Consider the following 10897-nt stretch of genomic DNA (forward strand, 5'->3'; position numbering starts at 1 on the left):
GGGACTCCGCGTGGTGGTGAAATGGCTTATTCCAACAGGCTTAATGCTTTATCGAGAACCTTATCGCCACGAAGAGTGCCATAGTCCGTCATGTCAATAACGTCGATTGGTTTGCCGTGTGGTTTGGCGATAGCGGAAAGATGGGCCAATTGATACCTCACCTGTGGGCCGAGTAGAACAACGTCAGCGTCGGCTATCAGGTGTTCTAATTCAGCCGTGGGGGCAGCTTTGATCTCAATGTCCAATCCCCGTTTTATCACTTCTGCTTGCATGCGTTGTACCAACATGCTGGTGGACATACCGGCCGCACAACACAATAGGATTTTTTTCATTGCTTAGTCTCCAGTTTGTTATATTGTTTCTTATGGGATAAGTGGTTAATGAAAGCTTTCACCTTTTATTAAGACTAGCAATTTATGTTAAATATGTTGCGATTTTGTTCGCATATTAATCAAGAATAGTTTAAGGAATAGAGACAGAATGTGATCTGCATTTATAAGGAGCTATTACATTGATCTTTGCTAAGAATGAATAAAACTCACTATCTGATGGCTTTTTCTTAAATAATATAGCTCTTAAATAACATGATTCTTAAATAACATAGGACTAAAAACTTAAATTTTCCTGTTCTTACATGCGGAATATTTTATAGGAGTTTGCAGTCCGTTCTGTGCTATGACGAAATATTATGCGCTTCTGGGGCTGAAATGGATTTAACTTATTGAATCCTAAAAATAGTTTTTTTATTCTTTACCTATACAGTTCATTTACAACTATTTTCTGTGATAAACTTGTTGGCGTTTATTACCAGCTCTGTTTGAGGTGCTTCTGAACACACCATCGCAGCTTTCGTTACCTTTGTATCTTCCCGATGATGAAACTTTTGCCAGTTTCTTTCCGGGGGAAAATGCCACCCTGTTAGCTGCAATCAAATTGGCCATTAATCAGCCGCATGGCAGCTATATTTATTTTTGGTCCCGTGACAGTGGGGGCCGAAGTCATTTGCTGCATGCCGCCTGTGCTGAGTTGTCCCTGAAAGATGAAGCTGTGGGTTATGTTCCGCTGGATAAACGTGCCTATTTTATCCCTGAGGTGCTTGATGGCATGGAACATTTATCACTGGTTTGTATCGATAATATTGAGAGTATTGCTGGTGATGAAGAGTGGGAAATGGCGATTTTCAATCTTTATAATCGCATTCTGGAGATTGGTCGCACTTGTTTGCTTATTAGCGGCGATCGTCCACCTCGCCAGATTAATCTTAAGTTACCTGATTTGGCTTCTCGTCTGGATTGGGGGCAAATTTATAAATTACAACCGCTTTCCGATGATGAGAAATTACAAGCTTTGCAATTGCGAGCGAAGTTACGCGGCTTTGAATTGCCAGAAGATGTAGGGCGCTTTTTACTGAAAAGATTGGACAGAGAAATGCGGACTCTGTTTATGGCGTTGAATCAGTTAGATCACGCTTCGATAGTTGCCCAGCGCAAGCTGACGATTCCATTTGTGAAGGATATTTTGCACCTTTGAAGATGATGGTGGCGTCACCATCATCATGTCTATTCTTAATCAATCAAGAATTTCTTTTACTTTTTCCGGTGGGCGCCCAAGTCTAGCTTTATCACCGCAAACGACGATTGGGCGTTCAATCAGTTTAGGATTGGCAATCATCGCTTTCAGTAAATCATGCTGAGTGAGTTTTTCATCAGCCAGATTCAACTCCTTGTAGAGATCTTCTTTTGTTCTCATCAATTGGCGTGCGTCATGGAAACCAAGCTGTTCTAGCAGAACGGATAATTGCTCTACAGTGAGAGGAGCCTCCAGATAGAAAATAATCTGTGGTTTAATTCCCTGTTCTTCAATAAGAGCCAAAGTTTCACGGCTTTTGGAGCAGCGGGGATTATGATAAATCGTCACCTGTTGCATGAGAATTCCTTAACGTTTGTATTGACTGTAACGCTGTTGTAGCTGGCGTAATTGATCGATACGAGCATCATAACGTGCTTGATCGTAACTGCCTAATTTTACGAGTGCGCTGGCACTACTGAGATACTTGATGGCATTGTCAAATTGACCGCGAAGTGCCATTTCTTCAGCATACGCTGATAGTTCTTCATGGCGTTTGCCTTGTTTGGCGGCGGCTTCGGCCATCAGGCGCCAACCGTTTGGATCATCTGGGTTATTGAATGTATAGCGATGGAGCAGCTTTAAAGCTTGTTGATATTGTTTTGCGTGAATAAACGCATTAGCGAGATTAATTTGTAATATCAAATTGTCCTTTTGTTTTTGCAAGGCGTTCTGTAACCGGGTGATAGCTTGAGCAATTCGGTTCTGTTCAATGTCGATATCAGTCATTGTGTCAATAAACCAGACATTATCCGGCTGTTTTGCTAATAGTGGTTCCAGAATAGCCCGTGCCTCAGTGTATTTTTTATCTTGAGAAAGCAAGATTGCCCGGCCATAAGCGGCGGCAAGTTGCTCTTTAGCGGTGCCTTTACGGTAATTTTCTAAAATTTGCTCAAGATAGCCGCGTTGCTCTGTGGTATACATGCCCATAACCCGGACTCTGGCGAACAGAAAATCTTGAGATTGTGGAATGTTCTGGGCCGGATATTGATTAGCACGGTTACGCGCATCAGCAAGACGGCTGTCAGGTAACGGGTGAGTGAGTAACATTTCCGGCGGCTTAGAACTGTAACGGGTTTGATCTACCATGATCTGCATAAAAGCCGGCATCCCTTGAGGATCAAAGCCAGCTTTACGTAATGTCTGCATGCCAATGCGATCAGCTTCTTGTTCGTTGGATTGAGTAAAACTGATCATGCCTTGTTGTACACCGGCAAGAGTACCACTGAGGGCTGCCATTCCCGCTTGCGGGTTAGCCATTAGCAAAAGGATGGAACCCAACGTGCCTGCCCAGGCTAGCGGTGCTGTGCGCTGCTGATCTTCCATCATTCGTGCCAGGTGGCGTTGAGTGACGTGAGAAATTTCGTGAGCCATTACGGAGGCAAGCTCGCTTTCATTACGGCTATAACGAAAAAGGGCGGCATGGAGTACCACATTACCGCCAAAAAAAGCGTAAGCGTTGATATTCGGGTTATCAATCAGATAGAAATGGAAAGGCGTTTTAACCGAGTCCGCATGAGCCACTAGCCTTTGTCCAATGGCGTTAATATATTGTGTCAACAATGGGTCATAAATCAGCGGAGCGCTGTCACGCATCTGGCGAACGTAGAAATCTCCCATTGCCAGTTCCTGATTGATGCTCAGGACTGAACCTGCCGTGGTGCCGATATCCGGCAATGAATCTTCAATAGAGGCGCCAAGAACAGGGAGACTTGTGAGCAATAATGTACTGATTAATATTGCTGTCAGAGATTGATTAGACATTATTTTCATAAAACAAAAGTGCTCTCATTTGGCCATCGTCTTAGATAATGCGTGTATGATAAACAAGGGTACCTTAAAATTAATCAATTAGTACAATTTTTAAGAAAAATAGAAATATGAATATTGCTATCAAGGAGCCTGGTCAATGCTGGATATGATTATACAGTGGTATCGCCGTCGGTTTACTGATCCGCAAGTTATTGCGTTATTTATCATCCTTTTAGCAGGGTTTTGCATTATTTATTTCTTACATGGCATTTTAGCGCCTTTGCTGGTAGCGATTGTTCTTGCCTACTTGCTGGAATGGCCAACTGCTAAACTGGAAAGATTGGGATGTTCGCGCACAGTGGCTGTTTGTATTGTGCTGATTATTTTTTCCGGTATTAGTTTGTTGGTTATCTTTATTGTCGCGCCAACCGCATGGCAGCAGGGGATTAATCTGTTGTCAGATATACCCAATATGCTTAATCGGTTTAATGAATATGCCCAAACATTACCGGCTCGTTATCCGGTTTTGGTTGATGCTGGCATCATTGATATGATGGCTGAAAATCTGCGTAGCAAAATTTCAACGGCTGGGGAATCTGTGGTGAAGTTTTCGGTGGCTTCATTGATTGGTTTATTAACGCTGGCTATCTATCTGATTCTTGTGCCGCTGATGGCCTTTTTCTTGCTAAAAGATAAAACCCAGATGCTGCAAGCATTGCAACGGGTCCTGCCACGTAACCGCATTTTGGCCGGACAGGTCTGGCGCGAGGTGAATCAACAAATCACTAACTATATTCGGGGTAAAGTCACCGAGATGGCGATCGTTGGTATTTGTACCTATGCGGTGTTTGCATTTCTTGGATTGGATTATTCGTTACTGCTTTCTGTTTTGGTTGGGCTGTCAGTATTAATTCCTTATGTGGGGGCGCTGATTGTCACGATTCCTGTTGTACTGGTTGCTCTATTTCAATGGGGAGTCGGGACAGATTTCTGGACTTTGATTATTGCTTATCTGGTCGTTCAGGGGCTAGATGGTAATTTGCTGGTGCCGATTTTATTCTCCGAAGCTGTAAATTTGCATCCTCTGGTAATCATTCTTTCGGTGATTACTTTCGGAGGTTTGTGGGGATTCTGGGGGATATTTTTTGCTATTCCGTTGGCGACGCTAATTAAGGCGGTGATTCATGCATGGCCGGAAGAGATAGTTATAACAGAAAACGATGAAATAAAAGAGTAAATCTATTTTTAATGATACTGGTACCCGTATTTAGAGGAAGCACGGGGAGGGAATATCCCTCCCGTACTTGCCCCAAGCATCTTAAGATGTTAAATGAGCGTGATTAAATTTTGAATCATTTTCTATTTAAGGATGCTGTTTCAGATAATCCACCACCACTTGGTGATGATCACTGGTCTTAAATTTATCAAAAACGTGCTCAATATTGCCGTTGGCATCGATCAAGAAACTGATACGATGGATACCATCATAGGTTTTTCCCATAAACTGTTTCTCGCCCCAGACACCAAACTGTTCAGCAACTTGATGATCCTCATCGGACAACAATGTGAAGTTCAGCATTTCTTTCTCCACAAAGCGTGACAATTTACTTGGGGTATCTGTGCTGATGCCTAGCACTTCAACACCGGATGCCTTTAATGCATCCATTTCATCGCGCAGACCACAGGCTTGTACAGTACAACCAGGAGTCATTGCTTTAGGATAAAAATAGACTAAAACACGCTGACCTTCGAAATCAGATAAATTGATTGTTTCTCCATCTTGGTCAGGAAGGCTGAACTGAGGGGCCTTATCACCGGCTTTCAATGGGTTCATCCCGTATTCTCCGTTTAATCTTTCAACTAAAGTGGTTCAAGAATACTAATACTGCCTTGTGCGTTTAGATCTGTACATAACTTATTAAACGCCTGCTTAATAATTATGCCGTCGTCCTCTAATAGGCTATGGGCGGTAATCTGGATCTGCAACCGAGCAGGGATATCGCCTTCTGGCGGCTGTGTTTTTGATACCAGTTCAGCAATATTAAAATCCTGTGTGGTAAACAGATTGGTAAACTGCTCGACAATACCGGGTGAATCATCAACATCAACCTTAACGGAAACCGTGGAAGGAAATGTTATATGGGCATCGCACTTTGTGCGTTTCATGACGATAAGAAGATCGAGCTCGGCTCCTTTCTGTGGCAGTGAAGATTCAATCATTGTGATAGCGTTCCAGCTACCGGAAAGCAGCATAATGAAGGTGAATTCCTCACCAAACATGGCTAAGCGGCTGTCTTCAATGTTACAACCACACTCACTCACAAGACGAGTAATGGTATTGACGATACCAGGACGGTCAGCGCCTAAAGCGGTTATAACGAGAAAATGTTGTTCTGATTGTGGCAAAGTCACTTTTCCTTCTCTGCTATGGTTTCGCTAAGGTAAACATAAAAAGGCTATACTGCCAAGGCCAATTGCACCAAAGTTGTTCTATTGTGTTCCTAATATTGTGTTCCCATTCACTGATATTGAATTTCAATAAATAACTTTAATTATCACTTCTTTTTAATGGAGGTTATCTGGTATTAACAAAATTCATTGAAATTCCGTGTTAAATAGTTTCCTTCTGGATGACTAAAAAGTACCATTGAGTTCTTGTTTGTATAGGGGGTAATGTAATGTCTAGCGGGAGATTTGAATTTACAGGTAGCATTGTTGCGCTGGTAACACCAATGGATGCAAATGGTCAGGTTGATAAGGCCAGTTTGAAAAAGTTAATCGATTACCATGTTGCTAGTGGGACATCAGCGATAGTCTCGGTAGGGACAACCGGAGAATCAGCCACATTGAGTCATGATGAGCACGGTGATGTTGTTTTGACAACCGTAGAATTGGCTGATGGGCGTATTCCGGTTATTGCCGGAACAGGTGCAAATGCGACTGCTGAGGCAATATCCCTAACGAAACGTTTTGAAAACAGTGGCGTTGTTGGTTGCCTAACGGTAACGCCTTATTATAATAAGCCGTCGCAAGAAGGTTTATATCAGCATTTTAAAACGATTGCTGAAAATACGGATTTACCACAAATTCTATATAATGTGCCTTCTCGTACTGGGTGTGATCTGTTGCCGTCAACTGTAGCGCGTTTGGCGAAAATTAAAAATATTGTCGCAATTAAAGAAGCTACAGGGAACTTAAATCGTGTCAGTCAAATCCAAGAATTGGTTAATGATGATAGTTTCATCTTATTGAGTGGTGATGATGCAAGTGGGTTGGATTTTATCCAGCTTGGTGGCAAAGGGGTTATTTCTGTTACTGCAAATATTGCAGCGCCTGATGTTGCTAAGTTTTGTGAATTGGCATTAAACGGCCAGTTTGCAGAAGCGCGTAAGGTAAATAATCGCCTGATGGATTTACATCGTCAGCTATTTGTTGAACCTAATCCGATTCCAGTTAAATGGGGATGTTACAAATTGGGTTTGATTGCTGATGACACCATGCGTTTGCCGATGACGCCATTGACAGACGCAGGAAAAGTCTCAGTTGAAAAAGCCTTGAAAACGGCCGGATTACTGTAAAATTTAGGGAATTTTAATGGCAATATTGTTGCAAAAATCGAAGGTGATAAAGGTTGCTGGTATGTCACTTGTCGTGTTACTGGCAGCCTGTTCTAATGACCAGAGCTATAAGCGCCAAATTAATGATGATGACACATATCTCGAAACACCTCCCCTGAAAGCGTTGAAAGTTCCTGCGGGTATGGTACTGCCATTGCAGAATGGTGAATATGATATTCCAGCAATAGCCTCTAAAGGGCAGGTTGGGAAAGCGCTTGATATTCGCCCGCCATCTCAAACATTAGCCCTGTTGGGTGGTTCCCGTACTGAAAACAGTGCAAAGAGCAGTAAATTGCTACTTGAAAGCACTCCTGAGAATAGCCATTTGTGGTCACAGATCAACAATGTTCTGTTGAAAAAAGGTTACCAAGTTAGCCAACGCGATGATGCTAGCCAGACATTGACAACTGATTGGATCGGTTGGCAGCGTGCAGATGAAAATGTTCCCTATCAGACTCGTCATCGTATTAGTGTTGCACGCCAGAGCTATCAGATTGAATTATCCGTTACTAATGAAGGGCTGAGACAAGGTGATAAACAGGTCTCTGATCCTATTGAAATCCAGCGTTATAACTCACTGATGCTCAATGAATTAATTGAAGGTGTGAACCAGCAGCGCGAACGTATTAGCGATGATGCTGTGGCGCGTAATCTAGGTCCATTGGATGTACAGAGTGGCGGTGATACATCTGGATTACCTCAGATAATTGTTCGTGCGCCATATAATATTGTCTGGGATAGATTACCGGCAGCACTGGAAAAAGTAGGTATGAAAGTGGGTAGCCGCAGTCGTTCAACAGGTTCTATTACTGTAACTTATAAAAGCCTCAGTTCATCTGGCTGGAAATCAATGGGTGTTAATGAACCATCCATTAGTGAAGGTGATTACAAATTACAGGTTGGTGATTTGAATAACCGGAGCAGTTTACAGTTTATTAGTGATAAAGGTAAACCGTTGACCCAATCACAAAATGATGAATTAGTTGCAGCGTTGAAGGCCGCTTTTAGCCAGACAACGGGATTATAAGCCTAATAAAGGGGTGAAAGTCCTTAAGATGATTGACAAAACGCTGGCTGTTTATTAGCTAGCGTTTTGGTTTTTATATAAAAAACGAGTTTGGCGCGAGATTAAGAAGACCACCAACGCAATTTTTCCTCGAATCCTCGATAGTCAATTTTGAATCTATCTGTAACTGCCTAATACTGGTTGCTAATATACAAAAGATAGACTAGATCTGACAGCCATCATATTACTGAAAGCTTAAAATCCCGTCATCAAAATGATTGGGTCTCCTTTCTCCACTGACAGAACTAAGAATGGGTCAATTCTGTCAAGCAAAGTCTTTTAATCTGTGATACTGAACTGTCGATGAGATCAATAAGACTGATCGAATCAAATTATTTCATTGTCAAAACATCTGTACTATTGGGGGAATTGATAGATATCCTAAGAAATGAACCAAATTAATATGATTCAATGGAAGCTCGTGGTAAATTAGATTATCATAAATAACCAGCCGATTATACTATTATGAACAGTAATATATTAGTTTCGATTATTATCCCTGCCTTTAATGTCGAAGGTGTGATAGAGGATGCTATTAATAGTGTTTTAAATCAGACATATAGAAACATTGAGATCATCATTGTCAATGATGGATCAACGGATGGAACAATAGACATTCTTGATCAATTGTCTCAACAACATCCTAATATTATGGTTTTTTCTCAGGAAAACAGAGGAATTTCCGCAGCAAGAAACGTTGGTTTAAGTCAGGCTAAAGGCGATTATGTCACCTTTTTAGATAGTGATGACACTTTTGAATCTTCGTTTATCGAATCAGTATTACGGAAAAATAGTGAGACGAAAAGTGACATTACTTTTTGTTTATTCAAGGAAGTTTATCCAGGAGAAAAAGAAATTTATTCTAAAGATTATTGCGATTTAAATAAGTTGGCATTTAATCTTTTGAATTTTAATTATTTTGGTATTTGTTGCATGTTAATTAAACGTAATTTTTTGCTAGAAAATAAAATTTTGTTCGATGAAAATTTAATTGTAGGAGAAGATATTTTATTCATTTTGTTATGTATTTGTAAGGCGAAATTCTCTTACACGCCAGAATATCTTTATAATTACTTTTACAGAAATGACTCAATAATGAATAAAAAGTGGGGTGTAAAGAATTATATGGATGAAATCCAGGCTTGGGATAAGATTAATCAAGATATGGATATAAAATACCATAAAGAAGATCGCGTAGCCTTGATGAAAAAGATTAAATCAAAAGCCCTGAGTTTGAAAATTCAAATAATGTGGAAAATGTTAGCCTCCAAAAGGTTTGATGAACTTTCTTCTTTTTTATCTGATTTCTCTTATCAGAAACAAGATGCTGAATTTATTCGGAAGAGAAATAAGCTCTTATTTAGGCTACAAATAATTAATTCTAAAAACAAAATAATTTGGCTGCTGGCTAATTTATTTTTAACTAAAGAAAAAGATCGAATTTGATTCTTAAGTCGTTATGAAGATAATTTAAATGGTCTGAATAAACAGGTCATCTCATGTTTTAGGTAACATTTTGTGAAGCTAATCTTACTGGGGGATCTTGGGGGGACAGTTTCTCACAGGTTGTTAACTTGCTTTGAGAGCGATAGAAGGGCGGTTTTTTAGCATGAAAGTGAGTTGTTTTTTTATACTAATCCGGTAACGATAGAAAAAATCGACCTTTTGGGCAGGATTTTGTCAGCAATCTGTTTTATTATTTATCTATGGTATTTATACAATAGTAATATCTCTGGAGTATATAAAATGCAAAAAAAAGCTGAGTTGTATCGTGGAAAGGCAAAAACGGTGTACACCACGGATGATCCTGATTTACTCGTGCTGGAGTTCCGTAATGATACATCGGCATTGGATGGCGAACGTATTGAACAGTTTGATCGTAAAGGGATGGTGAACAATAAATTTAACCATTTCATTATGAGCAAATTGGCGGAAGCAGGGATTCCGACGCAAATGGAACGGCTGTTATCGGACACTGAGGTATTAGTTAAAAAGCTGGATATGGTGCCGGTTGAATGTGTTATTCGTAATCGGGCCGCGGGTTCATTGGTCAGACGCCTTGGTGTTGAAGAAGGTTTGGTATTGAATCCTCCTCTGTTCGATCTGTTTCTGAAAAATGACGCTAAGCACGATCCAATGGTGAATGAATCTTATTGTGAAACTTTTGGTTGGGTTAGCAAAGAATATCTGGCTGAAATGAAAGAGTTGAGCTACAAGGCCAATGAAGTATTGAGCAAATTGTTTGATGACGCGGGTTTGATTCTGGTTGACTTTAAATTGGAATTCGGTTTATTCAAAGGGCGGATAGTTCTGGGAGATGAATTCTCTCCTGATGGCAGCCGTTTGTGGGATAAAGAGACGTTGAATAAAATGGATAAAGATCGTTTCCGCCAAAGCCTTGGTGGCCTGATTGAAGCGTATGAGGAAGTCGCGCGCCGTATCGGTGTTATTTTGGACTAATTACGCAAACGATTACTTGGGCCGCAAGGCCCTTTTTACTGGCTCAAGTGATGTTGGTTGTGACTTTTTCATTGGTCTTTCATAACCAAATATTATCCGACAAGTGAGTAGTTAATATGAATTAATCCAATTATAGAATAGACTACCGCTTGGTAAGAAATAATTTGCTTAAATTACGAACAAATTAAGACGCGTTAATATTGGATAGGAATTCATTTATATAGTTGCTGTATATTTGTAAAAATCATTATAATTCATTGGAATTATTGCTATTTCTTACTCCATTTATGATTCATTGTTCGGAATAAGTTATTTGTTATTCATGTTGATGATATATTTGCCAATTAGGTTGTTAAATAACCTAAAAAAGGTGTTG

11 protein-coding genes are annotated in these 10897 nt (G+C 40.4%); 6 read left to right on the top strand and 5 right to left on the bottom strand.

Going from position 1 to position 10897, the window contains the following annotated elements:
* Nucleotides 1-26: 26 nt before the first annotated feature.
* A complete protein-coding gene (locus Phpb_RS17060) occupies nucleotides 27-332 on the bottom strand; it encodes a PTS sugar transporter subunit IIB (RefSeq protein ID WP_065391391.1) in 306 nt (101 codons plus the stop codon).
* 490 nt (nucleotides 333-822) lie between these two features.
* Between Phpb_RS17060 and hda the strand changes: the two genes are divergently transcribed.
* Nucleotides 823-1530: a DnaA inactivator Hda gene (gene hda, locus Phpb_RS17065; protein ID WP_011146972.1), complete on the top strand. Its 708-nt coding sequence runs from the start codon at nucleotides 823-825 to the stop codon at nucleotides 1528-1530.
* Nucleotides 1531-1569: 39 nt separating this feature from the next.
* Here the strand turns inward: hda and arsC are convergent, their stop codons facing one another.
* Both arsC and bepA read right to left on the bottom strand, forming a co-directional pair.
* Nucleotides 1570-1926, bottom strand: a complete 357-nt coding sequence (arsC, locus tag Phpb_RS17070; RefSeq protein ID WP_065391392.1) for an arsenate reductase (glutaredoxin) — start codon at nucleotides 1924-1926, stop codon at nucleotides 1570-1572.
* Nucleotides 1927-1935: 9 nt separating this feature from the next.
* The gene (gene bepA / locus Phpb_RS17075) at nucleotides 1936-3399 is read right to left on the bottom strand and encodes a beta-barrel assembly-enhancing protease (RefSeq protein ID WP_065391393.1); all 1464 of its coding nucleotides are present in this window, start codon (nucleotides 3397-3399) and stop codon (nucleotides 1936-1938) included.
* Between the two features lie 136 nt (nucleotides 3400-3535).
* On the opposite strand from bepA, the gene Phpb_RS17080 reads away from it, so the two are divergent.
* Nucleotides 3536-4615, top strand: a complete 1080-nt coding sequence (locus Phpb_RS17080) for an AI-2E family transporter (RefSeq protein ID WP_065391394.1) — start codon at nucleotides 3536-3538, stop codon at nucleotides 4613-4615.
* A 126-nt stretch (nucleotides 4616-4741) separates the two neighbouring features.
* Here the strand turns inward: Phpb_RS17080 and bcp are convergent, their stop codons facing one another.
* Nucleotides 4742-5212 (bottom strand): thioredoxin-dependent thiol peroxidase, encoded by a 471-nt coding sequence (gene bcp / locus Phpb_RS17085; RefSeq protein WP_065391395.1) that lies wholly within the window; start codon nucleotides 5210-5212, stop codon nucleotides 4742-4744.
* A 26-nt stretch (nucleotides 5213-5238) separates the two neighbouring features.
* Nucleotides 5239-5784: a glycine cleavage system transcriptional repressor gene (locus tag Phpb_RS17090; protein WP_065391396.1), complete on the bottom strand. Its 546-nt coding sequence runs from the start codon at nucleotides 5782-5784 to the stop codon at nucleotides 5239-5241.
* A 272-nt stretch (nucleotides 5785-6056) separates the two neighbouring features.
* Between Phpb_RS17090 and dapA the strand changes: the two genes are divergently transcribed.
* The 4 genes from dapA to purC all read left to right on the top strand — a co-directional run bounded on the left by dapA (nucleotide 6057) and on the right by purC (nucleotide 10521).
* Nucleotides 6057-6956: a 4-hydroxy-tetrahydrodipicolinate synthase gene (gene dapA, locus Phpb_RS17095; protein WP_065391397.1), complete on the top strand. Its 900-nt coding sequence runs from the start codon at nucleotides 6057-6059 to the stop codon at nucleotides 6954-6956.
* Between the two features lie 16 nt (nucleotides 6957-6972).
* Nucleotides 6973-8022 (top strand): outer membrane protein assembly factor BamC, encoded by a 1050-nt coding sequence (bamC, locus tag Phpb_RS17100; RefSeq protein ID WP_065391398.1) that lies wholly within the window; start codon nucleotides 6973-6975, stop codon nucleotides 8020-8022.
* Nucleotides 8023-8526: 504 nt separating this feature from the next.
* Nucleotides 8527-9507 carry a glycosyltransferase family 2 protein gene (locus tag Phpb_RS17105; protein WP_065391399.1) on the top strand — a complete coding sequence of 327 codons (981 nt, stop codon included), beginning with the start codon at nucleotides 8527-8529 and terminating at the stop codon, nucleotides 9505-9507.
* Between the two features lie 300 nt (nucleotides 9508-9807).
* Nucleotides 9808-10521, top strand: coding sequence for a phosphoribosylaminoimidazolesuccinocarboxamide synthase (purC, locus tag Phpb_RS17110; RefSeq protein ID WP_065391400.1), 714 nt, complete (start codon nucleotides 9808-9810; stop codon nucleotides 10519-10521).
* Nucleotides 10522-10897 lie beyond the last annotated feature (376 nt).

This window comes from Photorhabdus namnaonensis, from assembly GCF_001684335.1.
GTDB lineage: Bacteria > Pseudomonadota > Gammaproteobacteria > Enterobacterales > Enterobacteriaceae > Photorhabdus > Photorhabdus namnaonensis.

What these genes read in the sequence shown, in the direction of transcription:
- Phpb_RS17060 (WP_065391391.1), bottom strand. Translation starts at nt 332, where the DNA reads ATGAAAAAAATCCTATTGTGTTGTGCGGCCGGTATGTCCACCAGCATG.
- arsC (WP_065391392.1), bottom strand. Translation starts at nt 1,926, where the DNA reads ATGCAACAGGTGACGATTTATCATAATCCCCGCTGCTCCAAAAGCCGT.
- bepA (WP_065391393.1), bottom strand. Translation starts at nt 3,399, where the DNA reads ATGAAAATAATGTCTAATCAATCTCTGACAGCAATATTAATCAGTACA.
- Phpb_RS17080 (WP_065391394.1), top strand. Translation starts at nt 3,536, where the DNA reads ATGCTGGATATGATTATACAGTGGTATCGCCGTCGGTTTACTGATCCG.
- bcp (WP_065391395.1), bottom strand. Translation starts at nt 5,212, where the DNA reads ATGAACCCATTGAAAGCCGGTGATAAGGCCCCTCAGTTCAGCCTTCCT.
- dapA (WP_065391397.1), top strand. Translation starts at nt 6,057, where the DNA reads ATGTCTAGCGGGAGATTTGAATTTACAGGTAGCATTGTTGCGCTGGTA.
- bamC (WP_065391398.1), top strand. Translation starts at nt 6,973, where the DNA reads ATGGCAATATTGTTGCAAAAATCGAAGGTGATAAAGGTTGCTGGTATG.
- Phpb_RS17105 (WP_065391399.1), top strand. Translation starts at nt 8,527, where the DNA reads ATGAACAGTAATATATTAGTTTCGATTATTATCCCTGCCTTTAATGTC.
- purC (WP_065391400.1), top strand. Translation starts at nt 9,808, where the DNA reads ATGCAAAAAAAAGCTGAGTTGTATCGTGGAAAGGCAAAAACGGTGTAC.